At 71.4% G+C, this 19,681-nt stretch carries 11 protein-coding genes and 1 pseudogene; 11 read left to right on the top strand and 1 reads right to left on the bottom strand.

The genetic code is table 11. The annotated features are described in order from the left end of the window. The first annotated feature begins 53 nt into the window (after window positions 1-53). Window positions 54-3,368 (top strand): right-handed parallel beta-helix repeat-containing protein, encoded by a 3,315-nt coding sequence (locus ACFWYS_RS14915; protein WP_384767608.1) that lies wholly within the window; start codon window positions 54-56, stop codon window positions 3,366-3,368. Continuing rightward, a complete protein-coding gene (locus ACFWYS_RS14910) occupies window positions 3,365-4,576 on the top strand; it encodes a S8 family serine peptidase (protein WP_384767606.1) in 1,212 nt (403 codons plus the stop codon). Before ACFWYS_RS14915 ends, ACFWYS_RS14910 begins: the two co-directional genes overlap by 4 nt. Window positions 4,577-5,070: 494 nt before the next feature. Here ACFWYS_RS14910 and eccCa read toward each other — a convergent pair whose 3' ends face one another. Next, window positions 5,071-9,054, bottom strand: a complete 3,984-nt coding sequence (gene eccCa, locus ACFWYS_RS14905) for a type VII secretion protein EccCa (protein ID WP_384767603.1) — start codon at window positions 9,052-9,054, stop codon at window positions 5,071-5,073. A 457-nt stretch (window positions 9,055-9,511) separates the two neighbouring features. Here eccCa and eccD point away from each other — a divergent pair, with 457 nt between their 5' ends. The 9 genes and pseudogenes from eccD to ACFWYS_RS14860 all read left to right on the top strand — a co-directional run. Continuing rightward, the gene (gene eccD / locus ACFWYS_RS14900) at window positions 9,512-10,918 is read left to right on the top strand and encodes a type VII secretion integral membrane protein EccD (protein WP_384767601.1); all 1,407 of its coding nucleotides are present in this window, start codon (window positions 9,512-9,514) and stop codon (window positions 10,916-10,918) included. A 40-nt stretch (window positions 10,919-10,958) separates the two neighbouring features. After that, complete coding sequence (gene eccB / locus ACFWYS_RS14895; protein WP_384767598.1) at window positions 10,959-12,524, top strand: type VII secretion protein EccB; 1,566 nt, start codon at window positions 10,959-10,961, stop codon at window positions 12,522-12,524. A gap of 476 nt (window positions 12,525-13,000) precedes the next feature. Further along, window positions 13,001-13,336 carry a hypothetical protein gene (locus tag ACFWYS_RS14890; protein WP_384767595.1) on the top strand — a complete coding sequence of 112 codons (336 nt, stop codon included), beginning with the start codon at window positions 13,001-13,003 and terminating at the stop codon, window positions 13,334-13,336. 88 nt (window positions 13,337-13,424) lie between these two features. Continuing rightward, window positions 13,425-13,733, top strand: coding sequence for a WXG100 family type VII secretion target (locus tag ACFWYS_RS14885; RefSeq protein WP_126397276.1), 309 nt, complete (start codon window positions 13,425-13,427; stop codon window positions 13,731-13,733). Between the two features lie 189 nt (window positions 13,734-13,922). Beyond that, window positions 13,923-14,387: a type VII secretion system-associated protein gene (locus ACFWYS_RS14880; RefSeq protein ID WP_384767591.1), complete on the top strand. Its 465-nt coding sequence runs from the start codon at window positions 13,923-13,925 to the stop codon at window positions 14,385-14,387. 30 nt (window positions 14,388-14,417) lie between these two features. Then, window positions 14,418-17,711: an AAWKG family protein gene (locus ACFWYS_RS14875; RefSeq protein ID WP_384767588.1), complete on the top strand. Its 3,294-nt coding sequence runs from the start codon at window positions 14,418-14,420 to the stop codon at window positions 17,709-17,711. A gap of 158 nt (window positions 17,712-17,869) precedes the next feature. Next, on the top strand, window positions 17,870-18,334 hold the full coding sequence (locus ACFWYS_RS14870) for a YbaB/EbfC family nucleoid-associated protein (RefSeq protein WP_384767585.1): 465 nt from the start codon (window positions 17,870-17,872) through the stop codon (window positions 18,332-18,334). 2 nt (window positions 18,335-18,336) lie between these two features. Beyond that, the gene (locus ACFWYS_RS14865) at window positions 18,337-18,708 is read left to right on the top strand and encodes a hypothetical protein (protein WP_384767582.1); all 372 of its coding nucleotides are present in this window, start codon (window positions 18,337-18,339) and stop codon (window positions 18,706-18,708) included. Between the two features lie 78 nt (window positions 18,709-18,786). Next, a pseudogene (locus tag ACFWYS_RS14860) lies at window positions 18,787-19,681 on the top strand (hypothetical protein); the annotation flags it as partial.

Below are 19,681 nucleotides of genomic sequence, written 5' to 3'. Positions count from 1 at the left end.
CGACGTACCGGGGGCGCCCGCAGAAGACGCCGCCCTAGCAAGGAGGTTGGTGCGTGTCGCGCCAGGTACTCACGGTCGGTCCGGGGGACCGGGACCGCTACCGGACGATCGGTGAGGCACTCTCGGCTGCCCGTACCGGCGCGCTCATCAGCGTCCGGCCAGGGACGTACGCGGAGAACCTGGTGATCCACACCCGGGTCACCCTCACCGCCGCCGAGGGCCGGGGCACGGTCGAGATCCGGCCACGTTCGGGCAGCGTGCTCGCCCTGCGCGCCGACGCCGTGATGCTCTCCGAGCTGACCCTGCGCGGGGGCGACGCCGAGCTTCCGGCTGTGGACGTGCGACGCGGGCAGGCCGCGCTCGACGGCTGCGAGATCGTCGGCGCCGCCTGGACCGCGATGCTGGCCGGAGGCACCGGGTCACTCGCGCTGCGGGACTGCCGGGTGAGCAACCCGCAGGGCGCGGGAATCGTGGTCACCTCGACCACTCCCACCACCGTGGAGTCCTGCACCCTTGAGCACCTGGGCACCAGCGGGCTGGTCCTCGCCGAGCAGGGCGAGGCCCGCCTGCGCGGCTGCACCGTGCGCGCCGCCCGCGGCAACGGCCTGCTCGCCAACGGCGAGTCCACCGGCAGTGTCGAGGACTGCGACATCTCCTCCACCGACAAGCCCTCCATCGCCCTGGAGCAGAACAGCTCCCTCACGGTGATCCGGACCGTGGTGCACGACACCAGCACCGGAGTGCATCTGAGCAGCTCGGGCCGTACGACGCTGGAGGACGTCCGCGTCACGGGCGCCTCCGGCAACGGGATCGCGCTGGCCGCGGGCACCGACCCGGTGCTGCGCCGCTGCCGCGTCTCGCGCACCCGCGGCCACGGCGTGCTGGTCACCGACCGGGCGCGCGGCACCTTCGAGGACTGCTGGGTGGACGGCGCACAGGGCGCGGCGCTGCGGGTCGCCGGGGCCGCGTCCCCGGCGCTGACCGGCCTGACGGTCCGGGACTGCGAACACACCGGAGTGCTCCTGGAGGAGGACTCGGCGCCCGAGCTGGACCGCCTGGAGGTGATCGGCGGTTCGCCCGCGATCGCGGTGCGCGGCGGCGCCAACCCGCTGTTGCGCCGGTCCCGGCTGGTGGAGCCCGGCGGCGACGGCATCGTGGCAGGCAAGGACGCCCGCGGCCGCGCCGAGGACTGCGAGATCGTACGGCCGAAGGGCGCGGGCGTGCGCGCGGGCTCCGGCAGCACCCTCTACCTCGCTGGCGGCGGCGTCTCCGACACCGCGACCAACGGCCTGGTCGTCGACGACGGAGGCAACGTCACCGTCCGCGACTTCCGCATCGAGATATCCGGCGAGGAAGGCGTCGTGGTCGAGGCGGGCGGCGAACTGACCGCCAACCGCACCACGGTGCACGCCGCCCAGGGCCACGGCTTCCTGCTCCGCGAGGGCGCGCTCGCCTCCCTCAGCGGCTGCGAGGTCTCCGGCGGCGCCCAGGACGGCTTCCGCGTGGAGTCCACCGCGCCGGTCTCGCTGGTGAACTGCCTCGCCCGGGAGAACGAGGGCGGCGGCCTGGTGCAGACCACGCCCGGCGAACGGCTCGCCGTGGACGGCCTGAAGAGCACCGGCAACGGCAAGCGGGACGCCTGGGGCAGCGGCAGCGCCGAGAACACCGACCCGGCCGGCTCCGGCGCCGCGGACGCGCCCCCGCCCGACCGCGAGGACGGCCCGCTCGGCGCGCTCAACGCGCTGATCGGCCTGGAGAACGTCAAGCAGCAGGTGCGCACCCTGGTCAACCTGACCCAGCTCGCCCAGCGCCGCGAGCAACTCGGCATGTCCGCCCCGCCGATGAGCCGGCACCTGATCTTCGCCGGTCCGCCCGGCACCGGTAAGACCACTGTCGCCCGCCTCTACGGGGCGATCCTGGCCGAACTGGGCTCGTTGCGCAGCGGGCACCTCGTCGAGGTCTCCCGCGCCGACCTGGTCGCACAGGTCGTCGGCGGCACCGCGATCAAGACCACCGAGACCTTCGAACGGGCCCTCGGCGGCGTGCTGTTCATCGACGAGGCGTACACACTCACCGCGGACAGCGGCCACGGCGGCGCCGACTTCGGCCGCGAGGCCGTCGACACCCTGCTCAAGCTGATGGAGGACCACCGCGACGACGTGGTGGTGGTCGCGGCCGGCTACTCCCGCGAGATGGAGTCCTTCCTCGGCTCCAACCCCGGCCTCGCCTCCCGCTTCTCCCGCACCGTCGAGTTCGAGAACTACTCCGTGTCCGAACTGGTCGCCATCATGGAGAACATGTGCGCCCAGCACCAGTACGAACTGGGCGAGGGCACCGCGGAGGCGCTGGCCGCGCACTTCGAGGCGATGCCCAGGGACGCCGGGTTCGGCAACGGCCGTGCCGCGCGCGGGGTGTTCGAGGAGATGGTGGACCGGCAGGCGGTCCGTCTCGCCTCCCTGCCCCAGGTCGGCGAGCACGATCTGCAGCTGCTGCTCCCGGAGGACGTCTCCGCCACCGCCGCAGCCAAGGCCACCGAGTCCGCCGTACCGGACGACGACCCGCTGACCCGCCTCGGCGACATGATCGGCCTGGCCGAGGTGAAGCGCGACGTCGCCGACCTGGTCAACCTCATCACCACCGCCCGCCACCGGGCCGCCGCCGGGCTGCCGGTGCCCTCACTCAGCCACCACCTGGTCTTCACCGGTCCGCCCGGCACCGGCAAGACCACCGTCGCGCGCCTCTACGGCGAGATCCTGACGCAACTCGGGATCCTGCAGCGGGGGCAGTTGGTGGAGGCGGCCCGCGCCGACCTGGTCGGCCGCTACATCGGCCACACCGCCCAGCTCACCCGCGAGGTCTTCGAACGGGCGAGAGGTGGTGTGCTGTTCATCGACGAGGCCTACACGCTCACCCCGCAGGGCAGCGGTGCCGACTTCGGCCAGGAGGCCGTGGACACCCTGCTGAAGCTGATGGAGGACCACCGCGACGAGGTGGTCGTCATCGTCGCCGGGTACACCGACGAGATGGAGCGCTTCCTCGCCTCCAACCCCGGCCTGTCCTCCCGCTTCCCGCGCCGGATCTCCTTCGCCGACTACTCCTCCGAGGAACTGGTCACCATCGTGCGCGCACAGGCCGCGAGCATGGGCTATGAGTGCGGACCCGGCACCGGCCCGGTGCTCAAGGCGTACTTCGACGCGCTGCCCCGGGACCGCTCGTTCGGCAACGCGCGGCTGGCCCGGCAGGTGGTCGAGTCGATGGTCACCCGCCAGGCGGGGCGGCTCAGTTCGCTGGCCGCGCCCACGCTGGACGACCTGCGCATCCTCATCCCCGAGGACGTCGCCGCGGCCCCCAAGGGGGTCGGACTGTGACCGCGTACGCCCGTGGGGCCGCCCGTCTGCTGTCCGGCGCCGGCCTCGCCGCCGCCTTGCTGCTGCCCGCGGCGGTGCCGGCCCATACGGCCGACGGTGGAAAGGGCCAGGAGCTTCCCGCGATGCCCTCCGCGCTCGACGCGGACGCGGACTGCACCCCCGCCTCCCGGGAGACGGCGGAGAAGCAGGACTGGTCACGCCAGCGCCTCGACCTGGACCGGCTGCGCGGGCACGGCACCGGTGAGGGGGTCACCGTCGCCCTGATCGACACGGGCGTCGACCCTGACGCCTCGGGCCTCGACGGCCGGGTCACCGCCAGTGGTACCGCCGCCGACGACTGCGTCGGGCACGGCACCTTCCTGGCCGGGCTCATCGCCGGGACCGGCGGGGACAACGCGCGTCTCGCCGGAGTCGCCCCGGGCGCCAGGATCCTGGCCCTGCGGGGTGCCGACACCCGCGGTGAGGCGAGCGCCTCGCTGGTCGCGCAGGCAGTGCGCGAGGCGACCGAAGCAGGGGCCGACGTCATCGCCGTCACCGTGGCCCTGCCACGCCGGGACGCGGCACTGACCCGGGCGGTCATCGAGGCCCGCGGCGCGGGCGCCGTCGTGGTCGCCGCAGCCACCCCGGACCCGCCGTCAAGGGGCACCGACGAGATCCCGTCCCGCCTGTACTGGCCGGCCGGTGAACCGGGCGTACTCTCGGTCGCCGACATGCTGCCCGGCGGCGTCCGCCCGGACAACGCCCTGCCCACCACGGGCATCGACCTGGCCGCCCCCGGCGCCGGGGTGGTCTCCGGCGGCCCGCGAGGCGACGGCCACTACCTCGGCGCCGGCGCGTCGGTGGCCGCCGCCTACGCGGCCGGGGCCGCCGCGATGGTCCGCGCCGCCCACCCGGACGACTCGGCCGACGCCGTCACCGGCCGTCTGACCGCCACGGCCTATCCCGCCGACATCCCGCAGCTCGACGCCTACGCCGCCGTCACCACGGTCCTGGGCGACTCGGGAACCTCGTCCGGCACCGAGCGCGCCGCGGAACCGCTGTCCGTCCGTGACACCTCCGCCGCCGACCGCGCGACCGGCCGCGCCACCCTCTTCGTCATCCTCGGCTCCGCCGCCGTACTCACGGTCCTGTGGGCCGCGTTCACCCTTCCCCGCGCCCGAGCCCGCGGCTGGCGCCCGGCGAGGGCGGGCGGTACGCAGGAGGACTGAGCCGAGCCTGGGGGCGGGCGCTGACGGTTGTGCGCCCGGCGGGGGCTCGCTTGTACCGGATGCCGACGGCTGCGCACTCGGCACCGGCGACCCGTCTCAGAGAGCCCCTCGGGCGGCGTGGGCTTGTGTCGGCTGCGCATCCGGTGCATGCGGCCGGTCCCGTAGGTGCCCGGGGTCGGCCCTCGGGCAGTGGCGGCTCGTGTCCGCTGTGCACGCGATGCGTGCGGCTGGTCTGGGAGGCGCCTGCGCTGGGCCGTCAGGCGGCGCCGGTCCGGTAGGTGCCCGGGGTCGGCCCGCGGGCGGTGGCGGCTCCCGCCGGCTGCACAGCCGCCCCATGCGGCCGGTCCCAGAATGCACCTGCGGTCGGCTCTCCGGCAGGGACGGGTGCCGCCGGATTCGCGGCTGCCCACCTGCCCGCCCACGCCGCCCCTCGCAAAGCCGACGGCGGGGGCCACCCCGAGATGGCCCCCGCCGTATCTCACCGTGTCGTGGTGTCACTCCTCCTGGCCGCGGCCCGTCTCCACCAGCGCCGTCTGCATCAACCGTGACCGGCGGCGGGCGATGTGCTGGGCGCGGCCGGGTGGGAGGTTGAGGGGCTTGGCGTTGCCGAAGAGGCGGCCTTCCGTGGGCGGGCAGGAGAGCAGGATCGCAGGGTTGTTCGCCTCGTCCATGCGTCGGATGAGGGAGTCGCTGAGGCCCCGGCCCGCGCCCATCGCGCTGCGGGCGACGATCAGGTGCAGGCCCATTTCGTAGCCGAGGGTCAGATGCTCGAAGAGCGGCTCGAAGGGGCTCTGGAAGGAGTTGCCTGCGACCATGTCGTAGTCGTCGACCAGGATGAACAGACGCGGCCCCGTCCACCAGTCGCACTTGCGCATCCGGGCCGGGGCGATGTCCGCACCCGGGACACGGGTCTTCAGCGCGCGAGCCGCGCCGTCGATGGTCTCCGTCAGGTTGTCCAGGGAGATCACATGCCCGATGCGGTACTCCTCCGGGATGGCGTCCACCAGCGTGCGCCGGTAGTCCACCGCGATGATCTTCGCCTCGTTGGGGGCGTACCGGGCGGTGATGCCCTCGGTGATGCGGCGCAGCAGGTTGGTCTTGCCGCTCTCCGTGTCGCCGACCACGATCAGGTGCGGGGTGCGGCTGAAGTCGTGCCACACCGGCTCCAGGGCGTCCTGGTCGATACCGAGCGGGAGTCGCATGCCGCCGCCCTCGATGGGCTCGGGCGCGGGGAGTTCGGCGACCGGCAGCCGGTGCGGCAGCATCCGGACCTGCGGGGCGGCCGGCCCGGACCAGTGCTTGGAGACTTCGCCGACCAGGTGGGCGACACCGTCGCCGAGGTCGTCGAGGGACCCGCTGCCGTCCAGGCGGGGGAGTCCGGCGAGGAAGTGCATCTTGCTGTCGGCGGTGATGCCCCGGCCGCCGCTGCGCGGCACCGAGCGGGCCTTGCGGGTGTCGATCTCCGAGTCCATCGGGTCACCCATCCGCAACTCCAGGCGGGTCGCGGCCTGGTCGCGGACCTGCGCGGACAGCTCCACCCAGCGGGTGGTGGTGATGAGCAGATGGATGCCGTAGTTGAGGCCGCGGGCGGCGAGTTCGTTGAACTTCGGGACCAGTTCGTCGTAGTCCTGACGGACCGTGGACCAGCCGTCGACCACCATGAAGACGTCACCGAACGGCTCGTCGGGGAACTCCCCGGCGGCCCGGCGACGGCGGTAGGACTGCATGGAGTCGAGGGTGTGGTCGACGAAGAACTGCTCGCGGCGCGCGAGGAGCGTCATCACCTCGGCGACGGCCCGGTGCACCCGCTCGGGGTTGAGGCGCGCGGCGACACCGCCGACGTGGGGGAGCCCGGCGAGCTGCGAGAGACCGCCACCGCCGAAGTCGAGGCAGAAGAACTGGATCTCGGCGGGCGTGTGGGTGAGGGCGAGGCCGGCGATCAGGGTGCGGGCGAGAGTGGACTTGCCGCTCTGTGAGCCGCCCGCGATGGCGACATGGCCGCCGGCCCCCGAGAGGTCCACGATCAGCGGGTCGCGGCGCTGCTCGAAGGGCTTGTCCACCAGGCCGACCGGAACCCGCAGCTTGCCGTTGCCGGACCAGCCGGCGGCGGTGAGGCCGCGCTCGGGGTCGGGCGCGATACCGGGCAGCAGGGCGTCCAGCGGGGACGGCTCGTCCAGCGGCGGCAGCCACACCTGGTGGGCGGCGGGACCCGAGTCGCGCAGCCGGTCGAGGGCCACGTCCAGCAGGGTCTCCTCGTCGCCGGTCTCCTCGGTCTCGGGCTCCCGCTCGGGCGCGGCCTCAAGCGTGCGCGGCACGACCCAGCCGCTGGTCCACGGCACCACCTGACTGGCCACCCGGGCCTGCACCACCGCGCCGGTACGGCGCCGGTACGTCCCGGAGGAGTAGGCGGCGCGGAACCGGGTCAGCGCCTCCACACCGGACTTGAGGTAGCCGCTGCCGGGCTGGGCAGGCAGTTCGTAGGCGTCCGGCACGCCGAGCACGCCACGGCTCTCCATGGCGGAGAAGGTACGCAGGCCGACCCGGTAGGACAGGTGGCTCTCCAACTGGTGCATACGGCCCTCGTCCAGGCGCTGCGAAGCCAGCAGCAGATGCACACCCAGGGAGCGGCCGAGGCGGCCGATCATCACGAACAGGTCCATGAACTCCCGGTGCGTCGCGAGGAGTTCGCTGAACTCGTCGACCACCACGAACAGGCTGGGCAGCGGCCTGAGATCCGCCCCGCCGGCGCGGGCCCGCTCGTACTCCAGGGCGGAGGTGTAGTTGCCGGCCGCGCGCAACAGTTCCTGGCGGCGGATGAGTTCGCCGTGCAGGGCGTCCTGCATGCGTTCCACCAGGGCGACCTCGTCGGCGAGGTTGGTGATGACGGCGGACGTGTGCGGCAGCTCCTCCAGGCCGAGGAAGGTGGCACCGCCCTTGAAGTCGACCAGGACGAAGTTGAGGGTCTCGGAGGAGTTGGTCAGCGCCAGGCCCAGGACGAGGGTGCGCAGGAGCTCGCTCTTGCCGGAGCCGGTGGCTCCGATCAGCATGCCGTGCGGGCCCATGCCGCCCTGTGCCGACTCCTTGATGTCCAGCTCCACCGGACGGCCGTCCACGCCGACCGCGATCGGCACCCGCAGCCGCGCGGAGCCGGTGTTCCGGGCGAAGAGGGCCTTCGGGTCGTGCCGGTGCAGGTCGGGGATGCCGAGCAGGGTGGTCAGCTCCACGTCGGCGTCCAGCGGCTGCGCGATGTCGCTGCCCAGGCTGATCCGGCGGGAGGCGAGCAGCCGGGCCAGCGACTCGGCGCCGAGCAGGCCGAGCCGGTCCGGCCGGCCGAGCGGCACCGAACGCTCCTTGCGGCTGCGGTCGGTGCGCACCAGGTTCACCAGGTCCGGTCCGACGGTCAACCGCAGCGTGTTGCGGCCGGGCCGCCAGCGCAGCGCGCCGGACACGTCCAGGACCACGGCGTTGCGGTAGCCGTGGCCCTCCCAGCGGTGGCCCTCGGGGACGGTGATGCCGTCGAGGACGACGACCGTGTACGGCTCGTCACGCCCCGGTCGGGCATCGGGGTCGAAGCCGGGGCGTTCGGCGAACTCGGCGCCGAGCAGGTCGTCCAGCTCGGTGAGGTCGGCGGTGATCCGGCGAACCTGGCCGGCGCCGTCCTCCTCGTGCGGATGCAGCGCGTGCGGCAGCCACTTCACCCACTCCCAGTCGGCCCGCCGCTCGTCACTGACGCACAGGGCGATCCACAACTCCTCGGGCGCGTGGAACACCGCGAGCTGCCCGAGCGCGGCGCGCACCAGGGCGCGTACGGCGTCGGGGCCGCCCTCCTCCGACGTGGCGCCGGACTCTTCGCCCGACGTCTCATCGGGCCGCACCATGACCCGCGCCGAGGACCGCAGATAGAGCCCGAGGGGCTGTTCGGGAATGGTGGAGTAGGCGCGGACGAAGCGGCGCAGAGCATGCGCGCAGAGCGGTTCGAGGTCTTCCACCGGGCGGGTGGAGACGGGGTTCAGGGTGAGCGCGAGCTGCTGTTCGCCGACCGCGAGCCGGACCTCGCCGAAGTCCTCGTCGGCCGGGCGGCGTTCCCACAGCCGTGAGGTGCGGGCCAGCGAACGCAGCGACGAGGGCTCCGGGTGGCGCCAGGCGAGCGCCCGCTGCTGCTCGACGATGGTGGCCCGGACCCGTTTGCGGGTCTGCGCCAGATAGCGGAGATAGTCGCGGCGTTCGCCCTTCAGGCGCTGCTTGCGCTCGCTGGAGCGGCGCATCAGCTGACCCAGCAGCATTGCGGCGGCCGACAGCGCCATGACGCCCAGCGCCAGGTACATGAAGACGCCGTTGCCGCCGCCCGGACGCATGAACATCAGCATCATCGACACCGACATCAGCGCCATCGGCAGGTAGGTCCAGATCGCCGAGGTGTCGGGCACCGTCTCGGCCAGGACCGGTGGCTCCTGGAGGGTCAATTGCCCTTCGGGCATCTCGGGTCCGCGCCTGCGGGCCGGCCGGCGAAACAGCACCACACTCAAGGAACAGAACCTCCGGTTTCACGGGCTTTCCGGCCCGCGCCGAATACCGGTACACACCCGGTAACGGGAAAGACCGCACCGCGCTCATTTTCCCGGGACCCGGGTACGCGGTGAACGCCGGATGAATGTTGTGAGCCAAGAGCGGGGAACTCTCAACTCCCCCACCATTCAGCTGCATACCGGACAAGGAGTCCGGTCCCCAGCACGATCCGGCGAGCGTAGGCAGTAGTCTGCATTCACGTAACGCGACCTGTCCACGCGGGAGGGGTGGTTGCCGTGGTGAGCGGAGACAATTCCCCTGTCCGAACCCCCTGTTCTGGCTCGTGCGGACCTTCCGTACTCTTCGCACTGCCCCTCTCATGGGGGAAGTCCTCCTGCAAACCCTCCAAGGAAGACGAGAGTTCAGCTGATGACCGACAGTGCGGTGGCCGAGCTGTGCCGCCTGACAGTACGCGCGCCGAGCGTCTCCGTCGATCTGGCCGTGCCCGCCGATGTTCCGGTCGCCGATCTGCTGCCCACGCTGCTGCGCTATGTCGGCGAGGAGGCCGAGGAGGCCGGACTCGACCATGCCGGCTGGGTGCTGCAGCGGCTCGGTGACGCCCCGCTCGACGAGGAGACGACCCTCGCGCGGGCCGGACTCGCCGACGGGGACGTGCTCTATCTGCGCGCGCACACCGAGGCGCTGCCCGAGGCGCGGCTCGACGACCTGGTGGACGGGATAGCCGACACCGCGGGCCGACGGCTGCACACCTGGCATCCCGAGGCGGCCCGCGGGCTGCTGGTCGGCACCACCGTGGCGACCGTGCTGGCCGCCCTGGTGCTGGTCTTCCGGCCGGGAATCACCGGCTCCGGCTCCTTGAAGGCCGCCTGCGCGGCCGTGGCGGGCATCCTGCTGCTCGCGGGCGCGGGCACCGCCAGCCGCGCGGTCGGCGACCGTCTCTCCGCGACCGCGCTCGGCCTGCTCGTCGCGCCGTGCCTGGCGCTGGCCGGCTGGGTGCTGCCCGGCGGCGATCTGACCGGCCCGGACGCGGCGCAGGTCGCCGGTGCGCGCCTGCTCGCGGCGGGTGCCGCGGGCGCCGGCGGGGCGGTCCTCGCGCTGGCCGCCACAGCGGTCGGCGCCCCCGCCCTGCTGGCCACCGCGGTCGTCTCGGTGGCCACCGCGATCGCCGGCGCCCTGATCGGGTACTCCGGCCTGGACGTGCAGGCCGCGGTCGCGCTGGTGGCTACGGTGATCGTCCTCGCGGCCGGAACCGTGGCACCGTTCGCCTTCAAGCTGGCCGGGATGCGCATGCCCTCCCTGCCGTCCTCCGCCAGCCAGCTCCAGGAGGGCATCGAGCCCTACGCGGGCGACGAGGTCGCCGAGCGCACCGAGTTGGCCGGGCGCTGGGTCACCGCGCTCTTCGCCGTCAGCGGCGTCATCTCCGCGGCCGCCCTGGCCGTCCTCACCCACCACCCGGACCTGCCCGAGGTGGTGACCTCGGTCGCGCTGAGCCTGCTGCTGCTCCTGCACTCCCGCGGCCTGGTGCACATCGGGCAGCGGCTGACCCTGGCGGTGCCCGGCATCTGGGGGCTGCTGCTGCTCGCCCGCGCCTGGGCGGTGGACAGCGACGGCGACGGGCGCCTGGTGGTCTTCGCGGTACTGCTCGGCGCGGCGGCGGTTCTGGTGATCGCCGCCTGGACGGTACCCGGCCGACGGATGCTGCCGTACTGGGGCCGGGCCGCGGAGATCGCGCACACCGGCATCGCGGTGGCGCTGCTGCCGCTGAGCCTGTGGGTGGCGGGACTCTTCGGCTGGCTGCGCGGCCTGTTCGGCTGAGCACACCCGCACCGCTGAAAGAGAACGACAGGGAGAGGCCGTGCAGTCCAAACGCGACCAGGTACACGCCCACAGTTTCATGATGGGCAGGCTCAGTTCGGGCCTGCTGATGGCCGACCCGGACGCCCCCGAGAGCCCGCTCGGGCGCACCACACGCGGCGTGGTCTTCGGCATGCTGGTCACCGTCCTGATCGGCGCGGGCGCCACCGTGTACGGCCTGCTGCGTCCCGGCGGCAACGACGCCTGGCGAGACGGTGAGCACCTGGTGGTCAACCGCGACACCGGCGCCCGCTACCTGTGGACCGGCACCGACGGCGTACTGCACCCCGTGCGCAACTACGCCTCGGCGCGGCTGATCGGCGGCTCCGACCTGGAGACCGTGGACGTCGGCACCGCTTCCCTGCGCGACGTCCCGGTGGGCGCCCCCGCCGGTATCCCCGGCGTCCCCGACACCGTGCCCGAGCCCGGCCAACTCGACGCCGGCGCCTGGCACATGTGCGTCACCGGTCCTGACGGGGCGCTGCCGGACACCTCCGGTGCCGTGGCGAGGACCGGCGTGGAGGAGCCGGGGGCAACGACCGTGGTGGCCGGGTCGCCGCTGGACTCCCGCGGTGTCGACGGCGACCGCGCCGTGCTGGTGCGCGGGCCGGACGACACCGAGTACCTGGTGTGGCGGGGCAGCAGGCTGCCGCTGGACCGCGAATCCGACGCCCGAAACGCCCTCGGCTACGGCTCCGAGCAGCCGATGCGGGTCTCGGCGGCCTTCCTCGACGCACTGGCGCCCGGTCCCGTCCTGAAGCCGCCCGCGGTGCCGGAGCGTGGTGCGGAAGGCCCCGTGCTCGGCGGTGAGGCCAGCCGGATCGGCCAGCTGTTCAAGGTCAGCGTCCCCGGCGGCGACAGCACGTACCACCTGCTGACCAAGGACGGTCTGGTGCCGCTGACCCGGCTCGGCGCCGCCCTGGTGCTGGGCGACCCGGCCACCCAGAAGGACGCATACGAGGGACGCTCGCCCGAGGTGCGCACCGTCGGTGCCGACGCGCTGCGCGAGCACCGGGCCGCGGACCAGGACCCCACCGCGTCCGCGGAGTTGCCGGACGCGCCCCCCGTCCCGCAGTCCGCGCCGCGCGGCACCGCGCTCTGCGCGCAGGTGGACGGCGACAATGGCGGCGTCCGGATCAGGTCGGTACTGGCGCCGCTGGCCGGCCTCGCCCCGGTGGCGGTGTCCGAGGGCACCGCTCAACCGATGCGGCAGGCCTGCGTCCCCACCGACGCCACGGTGGTCAGGCCCGGCAGGGGCGTCCTGGTCCGGGCCCTGCACGCCAGCGGCGCCGCGCACGCCGGCACGACCTATCTGGTGGCGGAGAACGGCGTGAAGTACCGCGTCTCCAGCAAGAACTCGCTGGCCGCACTCGGATACGGGGCCGCGGACATCGGCTCGGTCCCGGCGCCGCTGCTCGCGGCCCTCCCGACCGGCGCGGACCTCGACCCGGCCGCAGCCATGGGCGCCGCGGAGCCCAGGGTGACCGCTCCGCAGTGCGATGCCGCCGACGACCGGGAGCAGGGCGAGGAGAGCGCCCGGCCGGACAAGGCGGACAGCGCGCGCTGATCGCTGCAAGGGGTGCATTCGGTGCCGATGAAGAGGAAAAGGGCGCGGCAGCAGGGAAATTGAGCCAACCTCGGTCCCGGATATGTGAAGTCTGTCTCGCCCGCCTGGGGTCGGGCACGGGGAGGACCTCAAAAAAAGCTCAGATATTTCGGCCGACCGTGCCCGCGGAATCCCGGGGGAAGCGCTCTCAATGCTGGATGCCGTCGCTCCGCGATGCCCGTTCTCCGACTGTGCGTGCCCGCTTTCTGCCCGCATCGCGACGCGGGGTGGACGATGTACCTCGGGACGTCCGGCCCGATCGGTGAGGCTTGTTCATTTCCCTGAAACCCAGGCACAACTCCCTTGCCACGCAAGAATTCTGAGGTGAGCTGACCGAAGCTCAAATCTTCCCTGATCACGTTGCGCGGAACGCCGGCTTCTCTTTAGCCTCAGCGAGCAACGTACGACGAGACAGGCCTGTAGGAAGGGAGCGCGACATGGCGGACAGTGCCGCAAGGAAAGCGGACTATGCCAAGGGCTTGGGGGGTGTCTCCTCCCTGGAGTCGGCCCGGAGCCAGGTCGAGAAGATCCAGAACAACGTGGGTGAGATCGCGGCGCGTTCGGGCGTCGGCGGCGACGAGGGCCAGGCCCTGCTGAAGCTCTTCCGCAGCTGGAACGCCGAGGCGCAGAAGGTCGTCATCCAGATCAGCAAGATGGTCGACGCGCTCCAGGAGAACGTGACCTCCGCCGACCGTCTGGCGAAGGAGAACCAGGATCTGACCGAGATCCTCAACAGCAAGACCAGCCAGGGCGTCTTCGAAGCGCTGCTCTGACCGATCCGCAGCACCGGCCCCGTCACGGCGCGGCCGGACCCCTTGAGCTTCCCGGGCCCAGGCGCCCGGCCGTACGAGAGGAGACGTCATGGCCGACGGCATCATCGACGTGCAGTACCCCGTGGTCCGCAACGCCATCGAGGAACTGATGGCTCAGACCCAGCAGATCATCACGACCCTCAACAACCTGGAGGACGAGCTGAAGCCGCTCGTCAACTCCTGGGAGGGCTCGGACCAGGAGACCTACCGCCAGGTCCAGGCGGAGTGGGACCAGGCCACCAAGAACATGGCCAAGCTGCTCGGCGACAACGGCGAGCTGATCCAGACCATCCACGACAACCACTCGCGCGACGAGCGCAAGAGCGCCGACAACTGGGGGAGCGTGCGGGCCCGCTAGGGCCTGGCCGCAGAAGAGTCCCCAGAAGTCCCGGGGAGGCCGTGCCGGGCGCCACTTACGGCACTCTCCGGACCGTCCCGGTGTGCCCCAGCGGCATGCGGGCGCGCCGGCCCGGCCGTCGTCCGTACCCCCCGGGCGCCCGCCGGGCCCCCTATCCCCGTCCGGCACCAAGCGGCAGGAGAGCGTCCCATGGCCGGTGAGAAGGCCGACGTCAAGCATTTCGACCTCAAGCAGATGGAGTACTTCCGGGACAACGAGGTACAGCCCGTCTACACCGCCGCGAAGAAGCACAAGGAGCAGGGCGACGGGTCCCACATCCGCCCGCTCGGCCACCTCATCGACGGGCACACCACACCGGACAACCTCGCTCAGGACAAGCAACTCCTGCGCATCGGCAGGATGGTCACCGAACCCCTGGTCTCGGGTCCGAAGCTGATCGAGGACATCCGCACCGCGGCAACGGCCATCGACAAGCTGCTCGGCGATCAGATGGACCTCTTCAAGGAGTTGAAGGAGGCCCTCACCGAGACCATCGAAGAGGCCAACAAGACCAAGGACAAGAACCTCGACGCGATCGACGCGCAGACACTGCTGCAGACCTTCGACGAGGTCGACACCCTGACCGCCGGCACCACCGGCGAAGACGAGTCCTGACCAGCCGTACAGAATCTGAAAGGGCGCCAGGTGGCCGATCGGTACGATCCCAACTCCGGTGCGAACCTCGACAAGTTCGACAACGCCGGCGATCCGTCGGGCGACACCTGGGCCACCCTGGTCACCCACATCACCGGCTATCCGGTCCCGGACCGCAACACCGTCTTCGACACGCTCCGTTCCGAACACGGCGGCAAGCTCTTCCGGATGGACATCAAGGAGCGCAGCCTCAGCCTGCTCGTCAAGGACTCCGGCTTCCTGACGAACAAGGGCGAGGACTACGACATCTGGTTCTTCGACAGCGGCAAGAAGCGGTCCATCATGCAGGCCCGGATCGTCTTCGAGGGCCGGGTGAAGGACGGCGACAACATCATCTTCGCCGGTCCGGGCTCGGACAACGTCCATGACGCGCAGGTCCGTGAGGGCAACGAGTTCACGGACTACAACAAGGACAAGATGAGCACCATCCCGCTCGCCCGGTACATGAACGGGCCGCGGGCGGCGCTCCTCGCCCTGCTGGGCGGCAACACCCAGGACGCCCGGTTCAGCAGCCTGGGTGTGCCCGGGGCCGACGTGGTGGACCTGAACTCCTTCAACACCACCGGCGAGTCCTTCGACTTCGCCGCCAAGTTCTTCAGGGACCACGCGGTGGTGCTGAAGGACTGGGAGGACCGTTTCGGCCGGGACGACGCCAGCTGGAAGGGCGAGGCCGCGGAGGTCTTCCGCAGCCTGCTGAAGAAGATCCGCGAGAACTACGACAACTACGTCGAGACCTTCGACTCCAGCCCCGGCTCCGGCGACGAGACCGGAACCGGCGGCACCGTGTACTCCAAGGCCCTCTCGCTGGGCCGCAAGTACCTGGAGGACGCGGCGACCAAGCTGCTGGAGGCGTGGCTGGCCTGGGCCAAGTCCCCGTACTACGACCCGCACCAGGTGCTGCGCTACGTGCTGGACGACCTCGCCCAGTGGGTCGACGCGAACAACGTCGCCAAGACGGACATCAAGTCGTACACCTCCCGCTACACGACCACCGTCAGTCACAGCCCGCACGGCGACTTCACCCAGGTGCACCCGGAGTACGGCGACCTCACCGACATCGCCAACTGGAAGAAGGTCGGCGACAAGGCCGTCAAGATCTGGAACCAGGGCGTCGACGAGTTCCTGGGCAAGCCCGCCGCCACGGTGCAGTCGAACCTGAACAACCACTTCCTCGACCTGGGCGACGACTTCTCCGACAACGTGCCCAAGCCCAAGTCGACCAGCACCGCCTCGGAGGAGTACGAGGAGCGCAGGGCCGACGAGGAGCGGGAGGAGATCAACCGGCAGAACGAGGAGAACCGCAGGTACCAGGACGAGCTGCGGGCGGAGCAGGAGCGGCAGCGCGAGGAGGACCGCAAGTACCAGGAGGAACTCCGCGAGGAGCAGCGAAGGCAGCGGGAGGAGGACAAGAAGTACCAGGACGAGCTGCGCGAGGAGCAGAACCGCCAGCGCGAGGAGGACAAGAATCTCCAGGACGATCTGCGCAACGAGCAGAACCAGCAGCGGGACGAGGACAAGAAGTACCAGGACGAGCTGCGCGAGGAGCAGCGGCGTGAGCAGGAGGAGGCCCAGCGCATCGCCAAGGAGCAGGCTCAGTCGGTGCAGGAGAGCCTCGGCGGTCTCAACGATCCCAACGCCGTCACCGAGCAGAACCTCGGCAACATCGACCAACTGCTGAACCCGACCACGACCACCGAGAGCCTGGGCGACCTCGAACCCACGAGGAGCCAGCAGTTCTTCACGACCGACCCGCCCCCGGTCACCTCGAACCTGGGCAGCCTCGGTGGGCTGAACAGCGGACCGGGCGGGACGAACAACAACGCCGCCAACGCCGCCAACGACGCGATCACCGAGAACCTCGGCAGCCTCGGCGGCCTGAACAGCGGCAGTGGCTCCCTGAAGTCCCCGACCGGCAGCACCACCCAACTCGACGGCGGCAAGCTCACCACCGACTTCCCGGACGGCAGCAGCACCTCCTTCGACCCGGACAGCGGGGTCCTCACCACCACCCACCCGGACGGCAGCGTCACCACGCAGAACCTGGGCGACGGCACCCGGGTGACCAACCCGGACGGCTCGGTCACCTCCCTCGGCGACGACGGCAAGCTGACCACCACGTTCCCCGACGGCACCGTTCAGACCGTCGACCCCACCACCGGGCAGACCACCACCACCGCCCCGGACGGCACCACGACCACCCAGGACCTCGGCAATCTGGGCAACCTCAACGGCCAGGACAGGCTCGGAGACCTCGGCGACATCAACGCCGACCTGCCCACCGAGTCGATCGGTGACCTGGGCAACCTCGGGAACCTCAACGGCGACGGGTCCGGCCTTCCGACTCCGACGGGTGGCAGCACCCAGCTCACCGGCGGCGACATCTCCACCGAGTTCCCGGACGGCAGCAGCATCGAGTTCGACCCGGACAGCGGGCTGCTCACCAGCACCAACCCGGACGGCACCACCACGACCACCGACCTCACCCACGGCGCGACGGTGACCAACCCGGACGGCTCCGTCACCCGCCTCGACAACGGCCAGCTGACCACCGAGTTCCCGGACGGCAGCAAGCAGGTCATCGACCCGGACACCGGCATCGCCACCGTCACCGACCCGCAGGGCAGGACCGAGACGGTCGACCTGCACGATCTCAACTCGCGCGGTGACGTGGACAGTTCGGGCCTCCTCGACGACCTCGGCAAGCTGGACGGCATCGGCGGTGGCGGCGGTGGCGGTGACGGCACCACCACCCGGGACATGTCGCTGTCCGACCTGGGCCTCGGCGGCGGGGCCTCCGGCGGCGGCCTGACCGGGGACGGTTCCCTCTCGACCGACCTCTCCGGCGGAGGCGGACTCGGTGCCGAGCCCCTTTCGGACGGTGCCGCCTCCGACCTGGGCACCCCGCTCGCTCCCGCCGCCACGGCCGGTACCCCCGGCGCACCCGGCACGCCCGGCAGCCCCGGTATGCCGATGGGCGGCGGCGCGGGCGGCATGGGCGCGGGCGGTGACAAGGGCAACGGCGAGCGGGTGCGTGCCGTGCTGGTCGACGCGGCCGAGGAGAGCGAGCGCCGCAACCGACGGCGGCGCAGCCCCTGGAACCGCCAGGAGGACGACGACACCTTCCTGGCGCCGGCCTCGCGGGTGGCGACCACCGGCGGCGAATCCCCCGAGGAGGAGACGGAGCCGGGCCGCAGGGCCACCAGCAGCTCCGCCGACTACCTGGAGGAGGACGCGGACGTGTGGGGCACCGAAGAGGGCGGTACGCCGGCCGTCATCGGACGGTGAGCACCGTATTGGCCTCGGTGGGACGTGCACGCGGAGATGAACACCACGCGCCCCCGGCTTCCGCAGCGGGGGCCTCACCAGGCAAGATCAGCAGGACAGTTGAGGACCGGCCACCACAGCCGGGCGTAGCGAGACCGATCCGGAAGGCAGGAGCGGGCGTGACGGAACCGCTGGAGAAGCGCCTTGAGAAGGCCATGGCCGAACTCCAGGCCGCCCAGGAGGCGGTCGCGCGCACCGAGCGCGAGCTGCGGCAGGCGTCGTTCGCGGTGCTCTCCTCCGACCGTGCCGTCCGCGCCACCGTGGGCCCGCAGGGCGAGCTGTCCGGGATCGAGTTCCTGGAGAACAAGTACCGCGACATGTCGCCCCAGGAGCTGGCCGCCAGTGTCCTGGAGGCGGCGAACGCGGCGCGCCTGAAGATGAACCGGCATGTGATGAAGGCGATGGCACCCTTCGCCGAGCCCAGCAGCAACGTGCCCGAGCTGAAGGGCTTCGAGCTGGACTGGGAGCGGATCTTCGGCCCCGAGGTGCTGCGCGACGATGCCGAAGACACCGCGCACACGACGCGGGACGGCCAGGCCACCCCGGCCTGGCGGGACGCGCTCGGCGAGGACGGGGAGGACTGACCATGGGACAGCGCTACTACGTCGACCCGAACCGCATCGAGGCCCTGGCCAGGCAACTGGAGGAGATCGGCACCCTGGCCAAGGGCATCACCGAGGAGTTCCTCGACGAGCTGGCGCCCACCGTCTCCTGGCCCGGCACGGAGGGCGAGTTCGCCGAGAAGGCCAGGCCACAGGAGCAGAAGGAGCGGCAGACGACCAAGGAGACGATGATGTCCATCCGCGACGCGGTCGTGGGCATCACCGACGCCACGGGCAGCCAGGTCCGCATGATGAAGGGCACCCGCGACCGCAACATCGAGGACGTCGAGCGGGCCAACAGCTTCATCGAGACCAACGGGTTGGACGGCGACACGGGCGGGCATGGCCGCCGCTGATCTCCGCACCGCCGGCCGCTCCCGCACCACGCCGGGAGCGGCCGTTTCCTGCCCGCACGGCCCCCAGGACGGCTCCCGATGAGCATCAAGGCATCGCCCGAGGTCAACGCGATGATCTTCATCCTCACCGGAGAGAAGCTCATCGACGCCGACGAGGACCTCGCCTACGAGAGCCGCCGGCCCTACTCCGGACTGGGACGCAAGCTGGACAAGATGTCCGCACTGATCGACAAGTCGATCCACGACATCGCCGAGGTCATGCCGGACGACCTGTCCAAGTCGTACGCCAAGGCGATGGGCATGCTCATCGACGACGGCGGCAAGAACTACCTGCGCGACTTCGCCGAGCAGCTCGACAAGATCGCCGAGGGCAGGCGCAAGACCTCCATGGACATCATGGAGTCCAAGTGGCAGGTCATCGCCGAGGTCATCCGGCTGCTCATCGAGATCGCTCTCTACCTGGCGATGTCCTTCTTCACCGGCGGTGCCTCGGCCAGCCAGATCATGATGGCCAAGCTGCGCAGCCGGTTCGTCATCCTCACCACGCTCACCCATCTGCTCCAGCGGCTGCACATCGCGCCCTCGCTGACCGAGGCGTTCGCCGAGGCGTTCACCACCTTCGCGGTGCGCCTCGCGATGATGAACTTCGCCCCGGACGGCCGCCGCCCCGACGGTTTCGACTGGGACGACATCCTGAAGTCCGCCGCGTTCGGCGCCGCCGCCGGTTTCCTCACCAGCATCTTCGACGACTTCGCGAAGAAGATCGTCAAGAGCTACGACAACAACTACCTCAAGAACGGGCCCGACCTCGACTTCAAGCCCACGCCCAACCCCAACCTGCGCAACACCCCCGACCTCGACTACAAGAACAACACCCCCCACCCCCAACCCCCCCCCCCCCCCCCCCCCGGCCCCCCCCCCCCCCCACCCCCCCCCCCCCCCCCCCCCCCCCCCCCCCCCCCGGCCCAACACC

The sequence above is a fragment of the Streptomyces sp. NPDC059010 genome (assembly GCF_042740355.1).
Lineage (GTDB): Bacteria > Actinomycetota > Actinomycetes > Streptomycetales > Streptomycetaceae > Streptomyces.
This window is presented reverse-complemented; position numbering and strand designations above follow the sequence as displayed.

What these genes read in the sequence shown, in the direction of transcription:
- ACFWYS_RS14880 (WP_384767591.1), top strand. Translation starts at nt 13,923, where the DNA reads ATGGCCGGTGAGAAGGCCGACGTCAAGCATTTCGACCTCAAGCAGATG.
- ACFWYS_RS14865 (WP_384767582.1), top strand. Translation starts at nt 18,337, where the DNA reads ATGGGACAGCGCTACTACGTCGACCCGAACCGCATCGAGGCCCTGGCC.
- ACFWYS_RS14890 (WP_384767595.1), top strand. Translation starts at nt 13,001, where the DNA reads ATGGCGGACAGTGCCGCAAGGAAAGCGGACTATGCCAAGGGCTTGGGG.
- eccD (WP_384767601.1), top strand. Translation starts at nt 9,512, where the DNA reads ATGACCGACAGTGCGGTGGCCGAGCTGTGCCGCCTGACAGTACGCGCG.
- ACFWYS_RS14885 (WP_126397276.1), top strand. Translation starts at nt 13,425, where the DNA reads ATGGCCGACGGCATCATCGACGTGCAGTACCCCGTGGTCCGCAACGCC.
- eccCa (WP_384767603.1), bottom strand. Translation starts at nt 9,054, where the DNA reads ATGCCCGAAGGGCAATTGACCCTCCAGGAGCCACCGGTCCTGGCCGAG.